Here is a 21,212-nt window from a genome sequence, read left to right on the forward strand (position 1 = left end):
AACATGAGACCGTTTTAGGATTTTGTCGTCCCTGCATTCAGCAGACTGTAAAAGAGACATCGGGTCTCTTTTTTTTCGCTATGAAGGCGGAGCTTTGACAGGAAACGGCGCTGCTTTTATTTCGAGAGCAGGAGAGCCGTTGACGAAACCGAGGCCATACAAAGTTGCGGATTCGCCGGCATGAAGCGTGATTTTCGGGGATTTCAGCAGGACTGCTGTTGAACCGGCGGCCCTTAGCTCGACGTCGATTTTCTGTGAACGCACCGGGAGATACCGGGTAACCGCTTGAAAGGGGACGCCGGAAAACAGGACAGGTCCGTTTTGCACTGCAAAGTCAAGAGCTGGGGAGTCCGGCGAGAGATGGACGCATCGGATGCTGCGGCTTTCCGGATCAGCCGCAGGCTGGTCATACATTCCGACGGGAACGAGCTTTGCGGCTGTGCCTGTGACGGCAACCGTACAGTACCCGCCGTGGATCAGGTGATACCGTACCGTCAGCAGGGGACTATGCGCCCTGCCTCTCCGGAAAACATCGATTTGAATACGGCCGGCAGGAAACCGGACATAGGAAGATAAATCTGTATAGGAGACGTTTTGAAAAACGGATATCCCGTTTACGAATACGTCGAGATTGTCGGTGTGAGGAGCCGCGTGGAGCAGTCTGATCATCGCTGCTTTTCCGCTGTTTCGAAAATAATAGGGCGCCTCGGCAGGCGGAACATGATAGCAGCTCCTCCGAAAGCCTCCCGCCATTTGACGGGCATCATGAACTGTAGAGAACATCTTGTCACGCCCCTTTGCATGCTTTCTGACATCATATGAGGCTGCGAAGCCATCGGTCACATCGTGATCAAGACGACAGATTAAAGGAGAAAACAATGAAAACGGATTTTACATACGGAAATGTGTTTAAACAGCTGGTCTTTTTTTCTGGCCCGATCATTTTAGCCAACCTTTTACAGATTTCATTTCAATTCGTTGACAGCTTGTGGGTCGGAAATCTGCTCGGAGCAAAAGCTCTCGGTGCTGCGGCCGTCTCAGGGACGGTTTTCTTTACGGTGCTGTCGTTCGTATTGGGCGTTAACACTGCGGCGCTGACGATTCTTGCGCAGCAAAAAGGAAAAGGGGATAAAAAGGGACTTGCTTCATATGTCAACGCGTTTGTCGTTCTGATGACGGCGATGAGCGTATTGCTCGGGGTTATCGGCTATTTTTTCACAGAGCCTTTGCTTTCGCTTCTTCAAACGCCCGGCAATATGATGGATTTGGCTGCAAGCTATTTGAGCATTCATTTTATCGGGATTATATTTTTATTCGGCTATAATTTCATCAGTACAGTGTTAAGAGCGGTCGGCGACAGTCAAACACCTTTGCGTTTCGTCCTGTTGGCCGTCATCCTGAACCTGTTCATGGATCCGCTGTTTATCTCGGTATTCAACCTCGGAATTGCCGGAGCGGCCTATGCAACCGTCGTTTCCCAAGGGATTGCTTTCATTTACGGAGTGGTCTATACGGTGAGAAAGCGGCTTGTTCCATTTTCAAAGCCGGCGCTTCCCTCGCTGGAAGAGACGTCCGTCATTTTGAAACTCGGAGTGCCTGCCGGCTTGCAAATGATGGTGATTTCAGGCGGCTCGATGGCGATTATGAGCGTTGTCAATTCATTTGGAGAAAGTGTTGTGTCAGGGTTTGGCGCGGTACAGCGGCTTGACAGCCTGCTGATTCTCCCGGCGATGGCCATCGGCACGGCTGTCAACAGTATGGCTGGCCAAACCGTCGGCAGCGGCGACATGGAGCGTACGAAAAAAATCGCTCATTACGGCGTCATTTATGTCTTGCTGTTTATGGCTGCCGTCAGTACCGCGATATTTCTGACAGGCTATCATGCGGTCAGGCTGTTTATTTCGGAAGCCGATTCAGCCGCATTCGGGGAAGAGTATTTAAAAACAATTGCTTTTTTCTATCCGTTTATCGGGATTAACTTTGTGTTAAACGGTGTTGTAAGGGCAGCCGGAGCGATGTTTCAAATTTTGGTGCTGAACGTGATTTCTTTTTGGGTTTTGCGCTATCCGTTTACATACCTATTTTCAAAGTGGCTTGGCGAGAACGGCATAGCGCTTGGCATCGGAATGAGCTTTATGCTGAGCAGCCTGACTGCATTTTTATATTACCGCTACGGGAAGTGGAAGCACCTCGTTCTATTTGAAAAATGAAAGCAAGCTCCTGCGGCAAGCCCACAAAGCCAGCTCCCGCCGGGCGTCAGAAGCAAAGGAACAAAAATGCTTTTAACGTCTTAATAATTGACGATATATACAATATAAAATGAGTTTGGTGCTGGGGGCTTGTCATGTTTTTAATCGATTTATTTTTGAATTTGTGCATTTTAATTACTTCGCTCTTTATTTACACTCAGCTAAAGTGGAATATTTTTTCCCGAAAAGCTACAAGCAAACAACTTGATTGGATTGACGGCATTTTGGGCGGGTTGCTCGGAAATGTGCTCATGTTCTTTTCGATCCAGGCAACCGAGGAGACGATCGTTGATTTGCGTTATGTGCCCGTCATGATTTTGTTTTTATTTACAGGCGCCTTTCCGGCATTCATCTGTTCTCTGCTGATTATAGGAGGAAGGTTTGTTTACGGGGGGAGTACATCTTCGATTGCTGCGCTCATAGGAATGATCGTTATATTCATGGGATATTATCTCATCCTCCGAATCATGGATAAAGACGCTGACACTTATCGAAAGACATTTGCATTAGTCATTTTTGCCAATGTGGCGATTTCAATTGTGATCTTGATGCTCCTCCACGATTTCTTCTTAGTGAAAATTTTATTGACTTGGTTCTGGATTTTATCTACTATCGGCGGCTTTACGTCAGTATACGTTGTCTCATATTTAAGAAAATCTCATTTTCTGTTAAAAAAGTATGAAGAGGAATCGTCGATTGATTATTTAACGGGATTGAATAATGTCCGCCATTTTGATGCGATATGGAATGCTCATATTTCAAACGCAAAGGAGAAGAACGAGAAACTGTCTTTGCTTATGATCGATATCGATTATTTCAAAACGATTAATGATACGTACGGACATTCAAATGGAGACGTGATTTTAAAAGAATTAGGAACGATTTTAAAAAAGTCAACACGTACGGAGGATATTGTATCAAGAAACGGCGGAGAAGAGTTTTCAGTCATATTGCCGAACAGTTCCCATTCGCAGGCCGCAGAGATTGCTGAAAGGATACGCAAGGAAGTAGAGACACACACTTTTTTCATTTCTCATTCTAAAAAGATTCATATTACGGTTTCGATTGGAGTTGCGGCCTTTCCGGAGGTCATTCACAGTACGGACGAGTTGATTGAAAAAGCGGATCAATGTTTGTACAGGGCTAAACACCTTGGGAGAAACCGGGTGTGCACCTTCGTTTGAATGCACGTTAAGCTGAACGAAAAAGGATAGATGGAACGATGTCCATCTATCCTGTCTTTTTTATGTTCGTTTATCAAATTCAGCAAGTTTGATAAAAGTCTTCTCATCTTCAATTAATCCGCACGCGCCGCACTGCACTTTTATGGCAGGGCCGCTGTACGGCAGGTGAAATGGAGAAAGCTCGTCATCTGAATACGTTTCCATGATCTCCCCTGTTGCCGGAGCAATCTTAACGGATGTCGGGGACTGTTCGATTAAGTTGAACCGTGTTCGGTTTGTTTTGCAGTTTGGACAAAGATAAGGAGCTGTCATAAAGTCAGTACACCTCTTTTTTATTTTAAGGTGCACGAATTCAGGCCCATTTATGTAAAATCCGGGTCAGCGCTGTTCCCGTTTCTTGTCCAATTTGCTGAACAGTTCAATCAGCGTTTTCAGCTCTTCATCACTGTAGCTGCTGAACCGCTTGAAATAATATTCCGTTTTCTTTTCTTCGAAATATCTAATAATTTCTTTTCCTGCGTCTGTCAGATGGATTTTGATGATCCGTCTGTCTTCTTTTGACCGGACTCTCGTAATCCAGCCTTTTTCAACCAATGCATCGGTTACAGCTGTGATATGGCTCGCAGAAACGCCTAGAATCGTTGCAAACTCCGTGACTTTCTTCGGACCTTGCTCGCTCAGCAGGCGGAGAATCATGAATTCATTGCGGGACATCTCTTTTTCGAGCAGCTCATTTATTTCATCACGTATCTGTTTAAATACTGTGCGAAGCAGTGCTTCCATATCATACATCATTTGTTCTCTAACTTTCAAAATTTCGCCCCTCCATATAAGTAGCAAATTTCAGCTTTTTTAAAAAAGGAATGACCGAATCAGCATGAATATTATTTTTCATGAACATGATATCACTATGATACCATAATTTTTGCTTTTCAAGTGTATGTTTCAGAAGATTTTTAGTTCATTTGACCATCAATTGAACAACGGTCCATAGGCAATGATAGATGAATCCTGCTGTTTCTTAAAATACGGTGATGGCAATGACATATTATTGTCATTTTTTCTTTTTAGGCAGCAGCTGATTTTACGATGAGCGGGAGCTGCTTAAAAATGAGCATGCTGTGATATAATGGTTCCCAACAAGTGTTGAAGAGAAGGAGGCAGAACAGATGGCTGAAAAACGAGAACTCGCCACATTTGCCGGAGGCTGCTTTTGGTGTATGGTCAAGCCTTTTGACGAACAGCCGGGCATTATCAAAGTCGAATCCGGCTATACCGGCGGCCATACGGAAAATCCGACCTATGAAGAGGTTTGCAGCAATACAACGGGACACAGGGAAGCGGTGCAAATCACGTTTGATCCCGATGTCTTTCCATACGAAAAACTGCTGGAACTCTACTGGCAGCAAATCGACCCTACTGACAGTGGAGGACAATTCGCAGACCGCGGTGAGTCTTACCGGACAGCGATTTTTTACCATCATGACAAGCAGCGGAAACTCGCTGAGGAATCTAAGAAAAAGCTTGAAGAAAGCGGCATCTTTAAAGATCCGATCGCGACCGACATTCTGGAAGCCGGGCCATTTTATCCGGCTGAAGAGTATCACCAGGATTATCATAAAAAGCATCCTCAACGCTACACACAGTATCGGATCGGAAGCGGAAGAGAAGGATTTTTACAACAGCATTGGGGGCGAAAGCATGACGAACAATAAAGAAGAACGGCTGAAACAACTGACCCGGATGCAGTATGAAGTGACGCAAAAAAACGGGACGGAGCCTCCATTCCAAAACGAATACTGGGATCTGCGCGAAGACGGAATCTATGTCGATATCGTTTCGGGGAAACCGCTGTTTTCGTCGCTTGACAAATTTGACGCACATTGCGGCTGGCCAAGCTTTACAAAACCGGTAGATGCCGGGGAGATCGAAGAAAAACTTGATACTTCACACGGCATGATTCGGACTGAGGTGAGAAGCAAGTCTGCCGATTCCCATCTTGGACACGTTTTCCCAGACGGACCCGGACCGGACGGCCTGCGCTATTGCATCAATTCAGCGGCCCTCCGGTTTGTGCCGAAGGACGACCTTGAGAAAGAAGGGTACGGCGAATATATCAAGCTGTTTGAACGTGAAAAATAGGTCTTAAAGGCGCTCGTCGTGTACCTCAGATCTCACATCTACAAACGTATTTTGGTTCAAGTTGATTCAAACCCAGCTTGAACTTTACAAAAAACTTAACAGATTTAAAGCATCGGCATCTTGCTGATGCTTTTTTCTGGCATTAATTCGAGATAATAATTTTGTGTTGTTTGAATATTGATATGTCCTAATCGTTTTGATACATATGCTATATCTATATCTTGAGCAAATAAAAATGACGCATGTGTATCTCTTAAACCGTGAAATGTAGTTTTCTTTATGTTTATCTTCTTCAAATAATTCTACTAATAGTTCCGCTTGTTTAAATCCCCTAAAGCTAAAAATATAACCATCATTTGATTCCCAAACACAATACTAATTACATTTTTTGATAAAGGTTTCTTTTGTGTCTGTTATAATAAAATTAATGAAAATATAAAATTTTACAACAGAAAGAAGTGATTGTTTGAGGAAGTATAAAAATATAATTTCAACAATCGGTCGTAATAAGTTAAGTCGATGTACGGATGCTGAAGGAAGAACCTTCAATCGAGAAGAACTTATTAATAGTTGGAAAGAGTCATATCATGAGAGAGTTTCTCGAAATGAAGATGAGGTTGGTTTACGCTTGCCTCAATTTGGAGCATTATCTGCAATTCGTGCACATTGGGCTACATCAAATTCTCCAGCAACAATTGTCTTACCAACTGGAACAGGGAAGTCTGAAACAATGTATGCTACGATAATTTCTGAAAGAATAGCTTCATCACTTATCATTGTACCTTCTAATCTTTTGAGGGAACAAATTTTTGAAGGAGCAAGACATTTCGGGATACTTCCAAAATTAGAAATGATATCAGACGAAGTTATTTATCCAACGACTTTTCTTTATAAGTCAAAAGTTGAAGACGAGGAAGAAACAATTCTGATTGATGCTCTTGAAGAGGCTAATATAGTTGTTTCAACTCCTAGTATGATTAAAAAAATGCCTTCTCCTATGTTGGATACACTCGTTGAAAAGGTAGAGGTTGTAATATTTGATGAAGCGCACCATATCGTAGCTCCCGATTGGGGAACAGTAAGAGAAAGATTTTCAGGGAAAAAAATTCTGCAATTTACTGCTACTCCATTTAGAAATGATGGTAAAAAGATTGATGGTAAAATAATTTTTAATTATGGTTTGGCGCTGGCTCAAAAAGCTGGGTATTTCAAACCGATCGATTTTTTTCCAATTCAAGAATTTGATGAGCGAAAGTCTGACGAAGAAATTGCGAAAATTGCCATTAAACAATTAGAAAAAGATTTTTTGGAAAATGAATATGAGCATGTACTTTTAGCAAGAGCAAATACCCGAAAACGAGCTGATGAGTTGTATGAAAAAATTTACTCTAAGTATAAACTGTATAATCCAGTTGTGATTCACGGGGGCATTCCCCCTGTGAAGAGGAATAAATACTTACAGCAAGTTAAAGATGGTAAATCGAAAATTGTGGTATGTGTAGATATGTTTGGTGAAGGCATCGATATTCCAACTTTGAAAATTGCAGCAATTCATGACAAATATAAGTCGCTTCCGATTACACTTCAATTCATTGGACGATTTGCTCGAACGAGTGGAAATAAGTTAGGAAATGCAAAGCTCATCACGAATGTGGCAATGGATGATTTGAAAGTAGCAATTGATGAGTTGTACCATCAAGATGCCGATTGGAATCAACTTCTTAATATCCACTCAAATCGAGCTATCAATAAGGAAGTTGAGTTAGATGAATTCATTGGTAAGTTTAAAAAAGGTCATGTGAAGGAGATAGATTTATCCCAATTAAAAATGAAAGTAAGCACAAGGATGTTCCAGCACCCTTCAAAAAAATTTTCTGTTAATGGGTGGAAACAAGTTTTGGATCCAGATAGAACTACGTCATTAATAAATGAAGAAGATTTTGTTTATGTTTTCATTGAGGAAATTGAAACAAAGGTTGTCTGGTCAGATCAAAAGGATATAGTTCAATATGATTATGATTTCTTTGTGTTGTTCTTTGATAAGGATAATGGAATCGTTCATATAAACGAAACTGATGCTGGAAAAGGAAATCGGCTTGTGGATAGTATGTTTTCGGAAGCATCAGCAATTAAGGGAGATTCAATTTATCGGAGCTTAGATGGAATTAATAGATTAATGATTGGAACGTTGGGGTTAAAGCAAAAACCTAGCGGAAGGATTAGCTTTAGAATGTTTGCAGGTGCTGATATTAAGGCTGGAATTAGTGAGGCTGTTGCATCGGGTTCGATTAAGTCAAATTTATTCGGTTATGGCTATCGAGAAGGAGAACGAATTAGTATAGGCTGTTCATACAAAGGTAAAATTTGGATGCGTTGGGTAGAACGGATAAAATTTTGGACAGACTGGTGTCAAAAAATAGGGAAGAAGGTATTGGATAATTCCATTAATACAAATAATATATTGAATAATTCCCTTGCTTTAGAGGTTATTACGGAATTTCCAGAAGGCGTTCCTTATAAAATATCGATGCCAGAAATGATTGAAGTTTCCAATTCCTCTAGCAAACTGTTGTATATTTCTAAAGAACAAAAGACATTTCCGTTCTTTCAAACAATGTTAAAGAATCCACGTTTAGTTAATGGAAATCTTCGCTTTGAATTTTGGATAAATGAACGAAAATTTATCTTTGAGGAGATTATTAATGAGACTTCATATAGTTTCAATCAAATCGAAGGTGAAGAACTATTAGTGAAATTAGGTAATGGAACTGTTACAATGACTGATTATCTGTATGAACACTCACCGGAAGTATCATTCATACAAAGCGATGGAACTATTATTGTAGTACAAGAAAATTTACAAACAGTTATAAAACCAAAAAGTGGAATGGAAATACCACAGGACTCTTTCATTGCTATCGATTGGACTGAATTTAAAGTAGATATTAAATCTGAATCTCAAGGAAGAGGAAGAAAGGCTGATTCGATTCAATATGCTACAATACATAATATTGTAGATCAGAAATCAGATATTATTTTTGATGACGATGGAGCGGGAGAAATTGCAGATGTCGTTTCAATTAAAATTGATTCCAGAAATCAAAAGATTATATTTCATCTTTATCATTGTAAATATTCAGCCGAAAAACTTCCCGGAGCTCGTGTTAGTGACTTATATGAAGTATGTGGTCAAGCTGAAAAGTCAATTATGTGGAATGATAATGTCTTACAAATTATTCAGCGGATGATTGAACGAGAAAATATGAGGCAAAGAAAATATAATGAAACTCGGTTTGAGAAGGGAAACTTACGAACTCTGCATATGCTGAAAAAGATGGTGACATCTGGTTTTGAAACAGAATTTGAAATATCAATTGTTCAGCCAGGAGTCTCGATTATGAAAATTACAGATTCAATGAAACAAATTATTCTGGCAACTGATACTTACCTCAAAGATACTTACGGCTTACGTCTAACATGTTATTTTAGTCAATAGAAAAACTGGTTGTAGCAGTAAATGTTTTAGTCGTTTTAAAAGCAGCATGTTCAGATGATCTTTTTTTCAAAGGGTCATCTTTTTTTAGAGGATTTTCTACTCTGAAAGCGAAAAAACATTATAATAGAACATCTTGAGAAAAGAGGCAACTGTTGTGACCCCCATTACAAACACAGAAGACCGTTATTTAATGCTGACATGCAGCAAAAAAATTGAATCGCATTATCATATATACACAGATGACCAGATCCCGCAGATGTTTTCCTCTCATTTTCTGCAGCTGCAGGACGATTTTCCGCTGACAGAGCTGTATTCCCTGCTTGTTCGGGTACCCGAAATTTTAAAACGAAATTATGTTCATGTGAAAAGCTCTTTTAAGCGCGATCTCCCTTTTACGATGAAAAAGTCGCTCTTTGACCTTGGATATATTCTAGATGAAGAATTGTTTTATTCCATTAGGCTTGCAGATTGGAAAGGAGATTCCCCTGGTGTGCGGGCAGAGTGGGGGACGGAGAAATCGCTCATTGACGGCTGCCGGATGATGCAGGCTTATGATACATTGTCGATCAGTGAAGCGTTTGCGAAGGAAAAGCTGCTGCGCAAATATCCTTTTTACGAGGAAGGCATCATTCAGCTGTGTGTCTGCTACTCGGAAGAAGGAGAACCGATTGGATGTGCTGAGCTTTACCTCGATCAGAACGAAAACGTTGCTAAAATCGAAGAAGTCGCCATTTTGGAGCCTTACCAGCGGAAAGGCTATGGATCGGGCCTTATCAAGCAGATGCTCAACGCTGCCAAACAATCGGGCATGGAATCGTGCTATCTTGTAACTACGGGAAGCGATCAGGTGAAAACGTTTTATGAAAAGCTGGGTTTTAAGCAGGAGGAAAAGCTCACAACGATATTTAAGTATTTGTTTGAATAAAGTAGGCAGGTGCACATACCAATTGGGACTTGGCCTGCATAGGCTGGGGTGTAGACTTTATACGAAAGGATGATCGCCTGTGCATTACTCCCATTATTGCTGTCCTACTGGAGGATACGGCTACGGGTTTCACGGCAGAAACACATTTGTGCTCATCGTTGTCCTCTTTATTTTGCTCATCATTGTCGGTGCGGCTTTCATTTGTTAGCTAAAAGCCAACGCCCGGCGCTTGACATGCTCACAAAGCCTTCCATCCGGAAGGTTTTTGTTTTTGTTGTCAAATTTTGCATATATATGTAATATAATCATGAGGTGAAAATATCGGACAAGCGGGGGAGAAACTTTGAAATATGCTTGGGTCATAAAAGGGGATTTTTTCAGACTGTGGTCTGGAACATTTTTATCGCTCTTTAGTTCGGTTCTTTTCTATTATTCATTGGTATGGTGGTCCTTATCGGAAACCGGAAGCGCCCTTTCTGGAAGCATCGTGATCGGCATCGGGCTGACTGTCTCGATTTTGATATCTCCGTTTACAGGCTGGCTTTCCGACAGGTTTCACAGGGGGAAGCTGATTGCGGCTTCAGATATGATCATTTCAGCTGTATTTTTAATGATCGGATTTTTGGCGCTGTCAGGCATGAGTTCGGTTATTTTACTGGCGGCTGCAAGGGTGATTGTATCGGCATGTTTGACCGCAATCGAACCCGCGGCAAGATCACTCTTGCCAGATACACTGAGAAAACAACAAATTGAAAAAGGAATCGCATTTCAAGAAGTGATCACACAGTTCATCCAAGTGATTGTTCCGCTTGTCACAGGGGTTCTGTTTTCCTTTTTGCATTTCGGCTGGTTATGGGTGCTGTGCGGAAGCCTCTCCTTCTTATCCATCTTTTTGGAGTGGAGAATCAAAGATAAAAGGGGCAGCCAAAAGCGTATTCTTTTTACGAATAAACAATTGTTCAGCGGCTTTGCAAGCTTGTTTCAAAATAAGCCGCTCAAGTATTTGTTGTATGGGACAAGCATACAGCAGCTTGTATTCAGCGGTTTTCCGATATATATCGTCATTTGGACTTCGCTGCTTTTAAAAGATCAGGCTTGGCTGGGCGGCGCTTTTCAATCATTTTGGGCGTGCGGGACGCTGTGTGCGGCGCTTTTCTTGTCCTTTATCGCAAAACCGGAGCACGCTAAAGCAGCTGTGCCCGCTTTAATGCTGATTTTTGGCCTGCTTTTGTCTCCTCTCGGCTGGATTGATCATGTCGTGCTCGGCGCCGTAATTTTGATCGTCATCGGAATGATCAGCGGCGTAGTCAACATCTATATTGAAGGTTACTTACAAAGGGTAACGGAAGGTGAAAACAGAGGCAGGTCGCTGGGCGCTTTCTTTGCGGTCAACAGCTCTTTTATGCCGCTCGGCTATGCGGCCGCAGGAGTGTTGTCGGATGCCGTCAGTCCGGAATATTTATTCCTCATCGTCGCACTGCCCGCGCCGTTCGCTGCGTTTTCGATGATGAGATCATTTTATTTATGGGAAAAACAGACGAAAGAAACAGTTGCTTTGCAGGATAAAACGTCAATGTGAATAAGCGCGATTCGAGAAAAATAAAAGGACATGTCCTTTTATTTTTTTGTTTGCACTTACGGCGTTCGCTCCGAAATCAACCATTTCCGCTTGAAAAGAGAATGCCGCCTTTTCCCGCTTCATATAATGTAAAGAAAAACCTCTCATTGGGGAAGGGGGGATGTTTTCATGTCATTTTTGATTAAGCCGGATCTGCACGCAAGCTATCCGGTCGTTCAGTCTGCAAAAGGAAGCTGGATTGTCGACAATTCCGGAAAGCGATACCTTGACGGTTGTTCGGGGGCTGTTACCTGCAATCTTGGGCATGGTGTACAAGAAGTGATTGAGCCTCTTAAAGAGCAGCTTGATGCTGTTTCATTTGTCTACCGTTCACAGTTTACGAGTGAGCCGGCTGAACAGCTAGCCGAACTCCTTGCTGAATGGCTGCCGGGTGATCTGAATTGGTCTTTTTTTGTCAACAGCGGGTCGGAAGCTGTTGAAACCGCCATGAAAATCGCCGTTCAATACTGGCAGGAAAAAGGACAAAACGACAAAACGATTTTCCTTTCGAGATGGAACAGCTATCACGGAATTACAAACGGAGCCCTGTCGCTGTCGGGATTTTATGAGCGCCGCTACAGGTTTACGCACATGCTGCACAGGTATCCTGCTGCTTCAGCGCCAAACTGTTACAGATGCCGGCTTTCTCATCCCGAATGCCAAGAAGCGTGCGTGAAAGAAATCGAGCTCGCCGTTAAAAGGATCGGCAAACAATTCATCGCGGGCTTCGTTGCCGAACCCGTTATTGGGGCAGCTGGAGCAGCCATAACGGCACCTGATGGTTATTACAAAAAAGTAAAAGAGATTTGCGAAAAAAATGAAATTCTTTTTATCGCGGATGAAGTCATGAGCGGGATGGGCCGAACCGGACGGATGCTGGCGATTGAACATTGGGGTGTGACCCCGGATATTGCCGTACTCGGCAAGGGGATGAGCGCAGGATATTCACCGATTGCCGCAGCGGTCATATCCGACGGCATGATGGAAACGGTCAAAAACGGCTCAGGGGTCATCATGAGCGGGCATACGTACAGCGCAAACCCTTTTTCAGCCCGTGCGGCGCTCGCCGTTCTCCGCTACATCCTGAAACACGATCTTGTCAAACAAGCCGGGATAAAAGGGGAAAAGCTGAAAAGAATGCTGAAAGAAGTCATGAAACAGTCGAGCATCATTGGCGACGTTCGAGGCAAGGGGCTTCTTCTCGGGATTGAATTTGTCGCCGATCAAAAAAGCAAAAAGACATTTCCTTCATCAATGCCGGTGTCGTCTCTCGTCATTTCCGAAGCGAAAAAAAGAGGTCTGCTTCTTTATCCGTCCCAGGCGGGTATTGACGGCGGCGGGGGAGATGCTGTCATCATTGCGCCGCCCCTTACGATATCGGACAACGAGCTGGAAGAGCTCATTCATATATTTAAACATGTGGTACACGAGATTGAAAAACAAGCAGAAAAGGTGATGCACGAAAGATGACGGTGCTGAACAAACGTATTGCTGTTGAAGATGCAATTGCCGATTTGAAAGACGAAGCGACCGTCATGTTTGGCGGATTTGGGGGAGTCGGTTCACCGCCTTCTTTCATCAGTGCGATTTTGAAAAAAGGCGTAAAAAATTTAACGGTCATATGCAATGATGCAGGATTTCCCGGCATCGGCATCGGCCCTTTAATCGTCAATAACCGCGTAAGGCGGCTGATCGCTTCCCATATCGGTTCAAATCCCGTTGCTGGAAAACAAATGACTGACGGTTTTCTCGCCGTTGAATTTTCACCGCAAGGTACGCTGGCGGAAAGAATCCGTGCGGGCGGCACAGGTCTTGGCGGTATTTTGACCGATATCGGGATCGATAATGACATGGTGCGCCAAGGAAAGAAGATCGTTTCATTAAACGGACGCGCATACCTTGCCGAAGAAGCGCTGAGTGCGGAATACGCTTTTATTTATGGAAAAACCGCCGATGAATTCGGCAATATCATCTATGACAAAACGGCGCGTAACATGAACCCGCTTATGGCGATGGCGGCTGATCGGACATTTGCCGAAGTGGAGCGGATCGTTCCCCTTGGAGAGCTCGATGAAGAAGAAATTGTAACACCCGGTGTTTTTGTCGAAGGTGTCGCTGAAACGGAAGGGGTGAACTGGAAATGGGTTTGGGAGTCATAGAGCGGAAGAGAATTGCAAAACGGGCGGCCCGCGAAATCAAAAGCGGAATGATTGTCAACCTGGGCATCGGCATTCCGTCTTTAGTTCCCAATTTTTTAGATCCAGGCACTTCCGTCATGATCCAATCTGAAAACGGGCTTCTCGGCATCGGCGAGTCGCCTGAAAAAGGAAGGGAAGATGAGAATCTTTGCAATGCGGCAGGCTGGCCTGTCACCGTAGTAAAAGGCGCTTCTTATTTTGATTCAGCTCTGTCGTTCGGCATGATCAGAAAGGGCGCGATTGATGTCACGATTCTTGGTTCTCTGCAGGTCAGCCAGTCAGGGGATCTGGCCAACTGGATTGTCCCCGGCAAAAAGGTTCCTGGAATGGGAGGGGCGATGGAGCTTGCCCAAAAGGCGAAAAAAGTCATTGTTGTGATGAGCCATACCGATAAAAACGGCGCACCCAAACTTGTCGCCGACTGTACGCTGCCATTGACAGCAAAAGGCTGCGTCGACATGGTGATTACAGAAAAAGCCGTGATCACCATTGACAGCGGCGGTTTTGTATTAAAAGAGCTGATGAGTGAAGAGGATCTTGATGATGTGCTGCGGCTGACGGATGGAAAGATCCGGATCGACCTGCCGGTTTCGTAAGAGGAGGAATTGGATGGAGAACATAGAGAGAAAAGTGTGCGATTGGATCGATTCGCACGAGAAAAAAGCGGTTCGCCTTTTGAAAAAACTCGTCGGAGAAAAAAGCACAATGGGCAGTGAATTTAACGCCCAAGCCGTCGTCCTGGAGAAACTGAGGCAATTTGAAGCTGAAATCGATGTCTGGGAGCCGAGCATGAAACAATTGGAACAGCATCCGCTGTTTAAATCAGACAGAACAAGCTTTAAAGAAAGCCCGAATATCGCGGCTGTCAAAAGAGGAAAGGGCGGCGGGAAATCGCTGATCTTAAACGGACACATCGATGTTGTGCCTGAAGGAAACAAAAAAGACTGGGAGACGGAGCCTTTTCAGCCGGTCGTGAAGCAGGGACGGATATACGGCCGAGGCACAACTGACATGAAAGGCGGCAATACGGCTCTTTTATTTGCGATGGAAGCGCTGGAGCAATGCGGTGTTCAATTAAAAGGAGATCTTATTTTTCAAAGTGTCGTAGACGAGGAGTGTGGCGGGGCCGGGACGCTCGCGGCGGTCATGAGGGGCTACAAGGCAGACGGCGCTTTGATTCCCGAGCCGACAAACATGAAAATGTTTATTAAACAGCAGGGCTCGATGTGGTTCAGAATCACGGTCAAAGGGCTTTCTGCACACGGCGGCACAAGATATGAAGGCGTCAGCGCCATCGAAAAAAGCATGCTCGTCATCCAGTCGCTCCGCCAGCTTGAACAGGTCAGGAATAAGAGAATAACAGATTCTTTGTATAACAATATCCCGATTCCGGTCCCGATTAACATCGGCACGATCAACGGAGGCGCATGGCCTTCATCGGTTGCCGACACGGTGACACTGGAAGGAAGGTGCGGAATCGCTCCGAACGAAACCCCTGAAGCCGTCCAATCCGAGCTTGAAAACTGGCTCAATGATCTTCAATACCATGATGAATGGTTTAAACACTACCCTGTTGACTTGGAATGGTTCGGCGCCATGTGGCTCCCGAACGATTTAGCAGAAGACCATGAACTGACAAAAGTGCTGAAATCCGCCTATCAAACCATCATGGCAAAAGATCCCCTAATCGAAGCTTCCCCGTGGGCGACAGATGGCGGAATATTGTCGCACGCCGGAGGCACCCCTGTCATCGTCTTCGGACCGGGAGAGACGAAAATGGCCCACCAGGCAAACGAATACATTGAAAAGGACGCCCTGATCCAGTCAGCCAAAATCATCAGCCTGTTTATTATGAACTGGTGCGGCTATGCAGGTGAAAAGACCAGCCGTTTCGGAGGTTAAATCATGGAGAAAAAATGGAGCAATGACAGCTGCACGCTTGAAGCGGATGTCGACTTGTTCAGTAAAAGAATCAGAATCATCAATTATGAAGGCGATGTATGTTCATTTTTTCCTGCCATACTGAAAGAAGCAAAAAAACATGATATAGGGAAAATGATCGTTTTCACCAAAACAACTGACAGAGACGCTTTGCTTGAGCGGACGTTTGAACCGGAAGGGAAAATCGACGGATACTTTAACGGGCATGATGCTGACGTGTTCGTAAAATATGTAAAAGAAGACAGGCGAAAAACCGCTGACTGGCTTGCGCAGGACCAAATGCTGTCAGAGTTGTTCAGCACTCCCCGCATCGCGGAGGCCCAAAACGCTTCCTTTAAAATCAGGCGGGCCGCCTCAGTTGATGCGCCTGTTCTCGCCGATCTCTACAACTGCGTCTTTCCTGTATATCCCGCACCTGTTTCAGATCCGGCGTATCTTAAGGAAGCGATGGGAAAAGGGGCTGTTTATTACCTCGCTTTTGACGGGGAAAAAGTGATTGCATCAGCAGGTGCAGACGTTAATCCCGTTTTGGGGAATGCGGAAATAACCGACTGCGCTGTCCTGCCGGAATACAGGGGCTTTTCATTGACGAGGCGGCTGATTGCGGCACTCGAAACCGATTTGAAACAAGCGGGTATCTTTTACGTTTTTTCAATCGCAAGAGCGGCTTCTTTCGGAATGAACGCCAGTCTTTATCATTTATCATACTCATACAGGGGCCGGCTTTTGAACAATTGCCTCATTTATAAAAGCATTGAGAACATGAACATCTGGTGCAAAAATTTAAGCCGGTTTTAAAAAGCGGTCTTTCGCGGGTTTTACATTTGAAGAGACACTTTTCATGCCGGTCACATAACCTGAAAAGTATAGGGAAAATGCTGATAGGGGGATGAAAGATGGAAAACGGTCTGTTTAAGCCGAAAAGGCATTGGAAGGATATTGAGCTTTGGAAAGATGTTCCCGAAGAAAAATGGAACGACTGGATATGGCAGCTGACAAACACCGTCAGAACGCTTGACGATTTGAAAAAAGTCGTCAATCTTACGAAAGAGGAAGAAGAAGGAGTGCGAATCTCCACAAAGACGATCCCTTTAAATATTACACCGTATTACGCTTCACTGATGGATCCGGATGATCCGCGCTGTCCGATCAGAATGCAGTCGGTGCCGCTCGCAGAAGAAATGCACAAAACAAAATACGACCTTGAAGATCCCCTTCATGAGGATGAAGATTCGCCTGTCCCCGGCTTAACCCACCGCTATCCGGACCGGGTCTTGTTTCTCGTCACTAATCAATGCTCGATGTACTGCAGATACTGTACAAGGCGGCGTTTTTCCGGGCAAATCGGCATGGGCGTGCCGAAAAAGCAGCTCGATCAGGCGATCGGCTATATCCGGGATACGCCTGATGTCAGGGATGTGCTGATATCAGGCGGGGACGGCCTTCTCATTAACGACCAGATTCTTGAATATATTTTGAAAAACCTCCGCGCCATCCCGCACGTGGAAATCATCCGGATCGGCACGAGAGCCCCGGTCGTCTTCCCGCAGCGGATCACCGACAAGCTTTGCAGTATTTTGAAAAAGTATCATCCCGTTTGGCTGAATACGCATTTCAACACGAGCATCGAAATCACGAAGGAAGCGAAGGAAGCCTGTGAAAAGCTGGTCAATGCCGGGGTGCCGGTCGGCAATCAGGCCGTTATTTTGGCGGGTATAAATGACAGCGTTTCCATTATGAAAAAGCTGATGCATGATTTAGTAAAAATCAGAGTCCGGCCGTATTATATTTATCAATGCGATTTGTCTGAAGGAATCGGCCATTTCAGAGCGCCTGTATCAAAAGGTCTTGAAATCATTGAAGGCCTGCGCGGACACACGAGCGGCTATGCGGTGCCGACATTTGTGGTTGACGCGCCGGGCGGAGGCGGAAAAATCGCCATACAGCCGAATTACTTGATTTCGCAAAGCCACGATAAAGTCGTGCTCCGCAATTTTGAAGGCGTCATTACGTCGTATCCTGAGCCTGAAAACTACATTCCGGGAAGAGCGGACGACTATTTTGCCGAAATCTTCCCTGATGTGATGAAGGAAAAAGAGGAGATCGGCATATCGGCAATCTTTGCGGATCAAACGCTTTCATACACACCGGACGGCTTAAAACGGCTCGAGAGAAGGGAAAGCTATTCCACGAGGCCCGATCATGAAACATTGAAAAGCCGCCGGGCAAAGCGTGACGAATTGAAAGAAAAGAAATTCCTTGCTCAGCAAAAAAAAGAAGGCGAAGCTGAGGGGCGTGTGCAATGAAGAGGTGTGAATGGTGCAGTGAAGAAAAAGCCGGGGAAGCCCGCACGGCGGTTTATTGGGAGCTTCCTGACGGGACGAAAGCGATAGAAATCACTGATACACCTGCGGTGGAATGCGAAGGCTGCGGGATGGTCTATCAGGAGGACAGCGTCACCTGGGAAATTGAAAATCAACTGCTCTTGATCGATACAAAAAAACTGCCATCGTCCGTTTCGTATGATGCGCTGATGAAAACAGAGCGCATATTGAAGCGCAATTACTTTGATTTTTCTTCATAAAGCCGGCTTCTGCCGGTTTTTTTGCGTGTTTCAACGGGTTTTTTGTTTGTATTTTTTCAGACGGCCTGTATAATAGAACATCAAAAGAGGACAGGAGGGGAGACCGTGAAGTCTTTTTATCATTATTTAATGAAATACCGCCATCCGAAACCGAAGGACGCAATCAGCGAATTCGCGAACCATGCTTATCTTGATCACGGATTTCCCAAGGCGTCAACTCATTACGATGAAATCAGCTCTTACCTTGAGCTTAATGGGGATTATTTATCGTCAATGACGACATTTGATGAGGCTTGGGAACAATATATTTCGGAAACAAAGCGATAAAAAATCCGCAGTTATTCAGAACTGCGGATTTTTTTACGTTCGCCCGAGCCGGCTGGGCTTTTCGGAAAACTCATCGGGCTTTGTAACCTTAGCCCATGCGAATTGACAGCACTCAGCATACGATAAGCGTAACACGGAAGCTTCAAGGCAAGGGGGAATCCAAATGAAGTCAAACGCGCCTAAATTCAAAGTCGGGGATGTTGTCGTCGTCGTGATGTACGGGACGGTCGGAACGATTACAAAAGTTCATAAAATCGATAAGCATTTTTTGTATGAAGTCAATCATAATGAAGTGCTTTATTTTGAGACTTCTCTTCAACTTTACAAAGATTATGACGGGGTCATTGTCGATACGGAAAAGCTTGACATCGAATATGAATTTTTAATCGGGGATGTCGTCTATGTAAAAGATTACGGCAAAGAATTGTTTAAAATCACCGGGCACAGAACGGAAATTTGGAGATATGTGGAGGATGGCTGGGAAGATATCATTTACGAGCTGACCCGTTTAAAAGACGGAGAATGGCTTGAAACCGAAGAAGAGGATTTAACGCTCGTGCTCAGAACTTACGAAATGGACCAGTTCGTCCATCAGCTTCTGTTTGTTCATTATGTCGGCGAAGCCGGACAAGAGCTTGATGAACCGATATCTGAAAAGGTATTTTTGCCGTTTTCTGGGGATTTCGAGGAGCAGGAACATGAGCACAACATGGCAGTTGCTGTCGTGGATGAGCTGCTTGATATCTACAATGACTATAAAGTATTGTATGAAATGTTTCAGGATGCGGAATATAAAGAAATGATGGAGTTTGTGTTAAGCAGCCTGAAAGAATATTTCAAATGATAAACAACAAATATAAGAAATAAGGAAAACAGCCAAACACAATAAGAGCGAACATGGCTTTCAAGACCTTCCCCAAAACCAGGTCAAACCCTTCTCCGTCAAGTGCTTCAAGCGTTTTTTGGATCATTTTCTTTTCCCCTTCCGGCTTTTGTCTTGTTACGACATGTATATGACAGAGGACAAACATTATGACAAACCGGTTATAAAACCGAATGCCAGCTCATACATCAGAATAAGGAGGCGATCACAATGAAAGAAATTGAACTGATGATAGATACAGAAGAAATCGCTGATTTTTTTTATCTAGAGCTGACAAGAAGAGGCTACATACCGAGCGAGGACGAACTGTTCGAAATTGCCGATATCACCTTTGATTATCTGATTGCAAAATGTATGATAGATGAGCATATAGAGGATTGAAAAAAAGGGGACCGGGGCGCACCTGCTCCGGTTTTTCCTATATATTTGCCCGGCAGGGGAGCCGGGTGTAAAATGTTTAAAAACAATGTCAAGGAGGAACTGACTTTTTCAATGTATAAAGCACTATTTTCAGCCGCTGTCTTTGTCATCATGGCCATTCTTATCCGCATCCCGGCGGTTCAATCATTTGATGTGAGCGTGATACAGGCTCTCGAGTCAGTCAGACACCCGGTTCTCACAGCATTTTTTAAGGGGCTGACAGAGCTGGGGTCAAGCGGCTTCATGCTGCCGCTAATGCTGGCTATAACCCTGGTTCTTGCCGTCTATAAAAAAGCAGCGGCATCACTGTATCTTTATTTGCTGTTTTTTGTTGAAAGAACGGCCAATGAAGCTTTAAAAGACTGGATTGCCAGAGAGCGCCCTGCGATAAACCCGCTCGTGCATGAACCGTCACACAGCTTTCCAAGCGGCCATTCAATGAATGCGGCGAGCATATACCCGTTTATCGCATTTCTCCTTTTGCTCTGCATTCCTTTTTTTCAAAAACACAGCCGAGCGGTTTACATGTGGACGGGCCTTCTCGTCGGACTCATCGGAATCAGCCGCATGTATCTCGGCGTTCATTACATGACAGATGTCATCTCAGGATTTTCTCTCGGTCTGGCGCTGTTTTTCATCTTCAAAAAAATTGGCGAAAAGTACCCGCTTGTTCGACAAAAGTAGTCAAAGGGATTGAGCCGCGAAACGCCAATTGTATAAAAAAAGGAGGGATCTGTATTGCCGTTAATGTTTCAACTGTTTAAAAAAAAGCTGACACCTTATGATGTGACGATTTTTCAAACGCCTTGCTTTGGTGAAGATAAGGGATATGAGATGGTTTACAGAACGGAAATAAACGGCAGAACCCATGAAGATGTGCTGGAACGGACATTTTCCACTTTCAATGTTTATGACACGGTGCCGAATGATTATAAGGCGAGATTTCTTGCAACAGGCGACATCGTTTTAATTGATGAAGGAAGAAAGGGAAAAACCTATTATAAACTGCTGTCTACGGGATGGAGCAAAATCAACCGCATTTTGCTGCAGTCATCGTAAGACTGAAAAACTGCGGAAGCGCTGTCCGCAGTTTTTTTATGTTGTATTCTTTCGTTTTCTGGCGCTGAATTCCTTTTCGTGCGCATCCTCTGCCGCAATGACGTCCTTTGTCGGGATGTGGTTGTTCTTTTTCAGTCCGGTGACTCTGTTTCGCTGTTTTTTGCCCATCATTTATGACCTCCTTCC

The 21,212-nt window shown here is 44.2% G+C and carries 26 protein-coding genes; 20 read left to right on the forward strand and 6 right to left on the reverse strand.

All coding sequences use genetic code 11. The features are described 5' to 3' along the window. Positions 1–78: 78 nt before the first annotated feature. A complete protein-coding gene (locus H2R00_RS03925) occupies positions 79–783 on the reverse strand; it encodes a DUF4397 domain-containing protein (protein WP_154994726.1) in 705 nt (234 codons plus the stop codon). A 95-nt stretch (positions 784–878) separates the two neighbouring features. Between H2R00_RS03925 and H2R00_RS03930 the strand changes: the two genes are divergently transcribed. Both H2R00_RS03930 and H2R00_RS03935 read left to right on the forward strand, forming a co-directional pair. Beyond that, the gene (locus H2R00_RS03930; RefSeq protein WP_182070490.1) at positions 879–2,210 is read left to right on the forward strand and encodes an MATE family efflux transporter; all 1,332 of its coding nucleotides are present in this window, start codon (positions 879–881) and stop codon (positions 2,208–2,210) included. 134 nt (positions 2,211–2,344) lie between these two features. After that, the gene (locus tag H2R00_RS03935; protein ID WP_154994019.1) at positions 2,345–3,433 is read left to right on the forward strand and encodes a GGDEF domain-containing protein; all 1,089 of its coding nucleotides are present in this window, start codon (positions 2,345–2,347) and stop codon (positions 3,431–3,433) included. A 60-nt stretch (positions 3,434–3,493) separates the two neighbouring features. Here H2R00_RS03935 and H2R00_RS03940 read toward each other — a convergent pair whose 3' ends face one another. Further along, a complete protein-coding gene (locus H2R00_RS03940; RefSeq protein ID WP_182070491.1) occupies positions 3,494–3,745 on the reverse strand; it encodes a DNA alkylation repair protein in 252 nt (83 codons plus the stop codon). A gap of 66 nt (positions 3,746–3,811) precedes the next feature. Then, positions 3,812–4,246, reverse strand: a complete 435-nt coding sequence (locus H2R00_RS03945) for a MarR family transcriptional regulator (protein ID WP_003182782.1) — start codon at positions 4,244–4,246, stop codon at positions 3,812–3,814. A 356-nt stretch (positions 4,247–4,602) separates the two neighbouring features. Between H2R00_RS03945 and msrA the strand changes: the two genes are divergently transcribed. Both msrA and msrB read left to right on the forward strand, forming a co-directional pair. Further along, positions 4,603–5,148: a peptide-methionine (S)-S-oxide reductase MsrA gene (gene msrA / locus H2R00_RS03950; RefSeq protein WP_154994017.1), complete on the forward strand. Its 546-nt coding sequence runs from the start codon at positions 4,603–4,605 to the stop codon at positions 5,146–5,148. Continuing rightward, positions 5,135–5,575: a peptide-methionine (R)-S-oxide reductase MsrB gene (gene msrB / locus H2R00_RS03955; protein ID WP_154994015.1), complete on the forward strand. Its 441-nt coding sequence runs from the start codon at positions 5,135–5,137 to the stop codon at positions 5,573–5,575. The genes msrA and msrB overlap by 14 nt, the downstream gene beginning before the upstream one ends. A 104-nt stretch (positions 5,576–5,679) precedes the next feature. Here the strand turns inward: msrB and H2R00_RS03960 are convergent, their stop codons facing one another. Beyond that, positions 5,680–5,871: a tyrosine-type recombinase/integrase gene (locus H2R00_RS03960; protein ID WP_244958278.1), complete on the reverse strand. Its 192-nt coding sequence runs from the start codon at positions 5,869–5,871 to the stop codon at positions 5,680–5,682. 170 nt (positions 5,872–6,041) lie between these two features. Between H2R00_RS03960 and H2R00_RS03965 the strand changes: the two genes are divergently transcribed. The 13 genes from H2R00_RS03965 (at position 6,042) to H2R00_RS04025 (ending at position 19,508) form a co-directional block, all read left to right on the forward strand. Then, positions 6,042–9,071: a DEAD/DEAH box helicase gene (locus H2R00_RS03965; protein WP_182070492.1), complete on the forward strand. Its 3,030-nt coding sequence runs from the start codon at positions 6,042–6,044 to the stop codon at positions 9,069–9,071. 154 nt (positions 9,072–9,225) lie between these two features. Continuing rightward, a complete protein-coding gene (locus H2R00_RS03970; protein ID WP_182070493.1) occupies positions 9,226–9,996 on the forward strand; it encodes a GNAT family N-acetyltransferase in 771 nt (256 codons plus the stop codon). Positions 9,997–10,075: 79 nt separating this feature from the next. After that, positions 10,076–10,204 carry a YjcZ family sporulation protein gene (locus H2R00_RS03975; RefSeq protein WP_003182774.1) on the forward strand — a complete coding sequence of 43 codons (129 nt, stop codon included), beginning with the start codon at positions 10,076–10,078 and terminating at the stop codon, positions 10,202–10,204. A gap of 135 nt (positions 10,205–10,339) precedes the next feature. Further along, positions 10,340–11,575, forward strand: coding sequence for an MFS transporter (locus H2R00_RS03980; protein WP_182070494.1), 1,236 nt, complete (start codon positions 10,340–10,342; stop codon positions 11,573–11,575). A 168-nt stretch (positions 11,576–11,743) separates the two neighbouring features. Then, entirely contained in the window at positions 11,744–13,084 is a 1,341-nt protein-coding gene (locus tag H2R00_RS03985) for an aspartate aminotransferase family protein (RefSeq protein WP_182070495.1), read from the forward strand. Further along, positions 13,081–13,773, forward strand: coding sequence for a CoA transferase subunit A (locus H2R00_RS03990; RefSeq protein ID WP_020451855.1), 693 nt, complete (start codon positions 13,081–13,083; stop codon positions 13,771–13,773). Before H2R00_RS03985 ends, H2R00_RS03990 begins: the two co-directional genes overlap by 4 nt. Next, on the forward strand, positions 13,755–14,408 hold the full coding sequence (locus H2R00_RS03995) for a 3-oxoacid CoA-transferase subunit B (protein ID WP_154994661.1): 654 nt from the start codon (positions 13,755–13,757) through the stop codon (positions 14,406–14,408). The genes H2R00_RS03990 and H2R00_RS03995 overlap by 19 nt, the downstream gene beginning before the upstream one ends. Before the next feature lie 13 nt (positions 14,409–14,421). Further along, positions 14,422–15,714: a peptidase gene (locus tag H2R00_RS04000; RefSeq protein WP_182070496.1), complete on the forward strand. Its 1,293-nt coding sequence runs from the start codon at positions 14,422–14,424 to the stop codon at positions 15,712–15,714. Positions 15,715–15,717: 3 nt separating this feature from the next. Further along, positions 15,718–16,551, forward strand: coding sequence for a putative beta-lysine N-acetyltransferase (ablB, locus tag H2R00_RS04005; protein ID WP_154994657.1), 834 nt, complete (start codon positions 15,718–15,720; stop codon positions 16,549–16,551). Between the two features lie 98 nt (positions 16,552–16,649). Next, the gene (kamA, locus tag H2R00_RS04010; protein WP_154994655.1) at positions 16,650–18,059 is read left to right on the forward strand and encodes a lysine 2,3-aminomutase; all 1,410 of its coding nucleotides are present in this window, start codon (positions 16,650–16,652) and stop codon (positions 18,057–18,059) included. Then, the gene (locus H2R00_RS04015; protein WP_182070497.1) at positions 18,056–18,337 is read left to right on the forward strand and encodes a YokU family protein; all 282 of its coding nucleotides are present in this window, start codon (positions 18,056–18,058) and stop codon (positions 18,335–18,337) included. The genes kamA and H2R00_RS04015 overlap by 4 nt, the downstream gene beginning before the upstream one ends. A 105-nt stretch (positions 18,338–18,442) precedes the next feature. Next, positions 18,443–18,664, forward strand: coding sequence for a YozE family protein (locus H2R00_RS04020; protein WP_154994651.1), 222 nt, complete (start codon positions 18,443–18,445; stop codon positions 18,662–18,664). 163 nt (positions 18,665–18,827) lie between these two features. Next, a complete protein-coding gene (locus H2R00_RS04025) occupies positions 18,828–19,508 on the forward strand; it encodes a germination protein YodN (RefSeq protein ID WP_182070498.1) in 681 nt (226 codons plus the stop codon). Here the strand turns inward: H2R00_RS04025 and H2R00_RS21130 are convergent. Further along, on the reverse strand, positions 19,501–19,635 hold the full coding sequence (locus H2R00_RS21130) for a hypothetical protein (RefSeq protein WP_003182756.1): 135 nt from the start codon (positions 19,633–19,635) through the stop codon (positions 19,501–19,503). The genes H2R00_RS04025 and H2R00_RS21130 overlap by 8 nt on opposite strands. 122 nt (positions 19,636–19,757) lie before the next feature. Here H2R00_RS21130 and H2R00_RS04030 point away from each other — a divergent pair, with 122 nt between their 5' ends. The 3 genes from H2R00_RS04030 to H2R00_RS04040 all read left to right on the forward strand — a co-directional run bounded on the left by H2R00_RS04030 (position 19,758) and on the right by H2R00_RS04040 (position 21,026). Next, complete coding sequence (locus H2R00_RS04030; protein WP_020451846.1) at positions 19,758–19,928, forward strand: YozD family protein; 171 nt, start codon at positions 19,758–19,760, stop codon at positions 19,926–19,928. Positions 19,929–20,039: 111 nt separating this feature from the next. Next, on the forward strand, positions 20,040–20,651 hold the full coding sequence (locus H2R00_RS04035) for a phosphatase PAP2 family protein (protein ID WP_244958279.1): 612 nt from the start codon (positions 20,040–20,042) through the stop codon (positions 20,649–20,651). A gap of 63 nt (positions 20,652–20,714) precedes the next feature. Next, the gene (locus tag H2R00_RS04040) at positions 20,715–21,026 is read left to right on the forward strand and encodes a YodL domain-containing protein (protein WP_173636688.1); all 312 of its coding nucleotides are present in this window, start codon (positions 20,715–20,717) and stop codon (positions 21,024–21,026) included. Positions 21,027–21,062: 36 nt separating this feature from the next. On the opposite strand, the gene H2R00_RS04045 is transcribed toward H2R00_RS04040, so the two are convergent. Further along, positions 21,063–21,194, reverse strand: a complete 132-nt coding sequence (locus H2R00_RS04045; protein ID WP_023857374.1) for a protein YoyE — start codon at positions 21,192–21,194, stop codon at positions 21,063–21,065. Positions 21,195–21,212 lie beyond the last annotated feature (18 nt).

Source organism: Bacillus haynesii (genome assembly GCF_014042035.1).
Classification (GTDB): Bacteria; Bacillota; Bacilli; order Bacillales; family Bacillaceae; genus Bacillus; species Bacillus haynesii.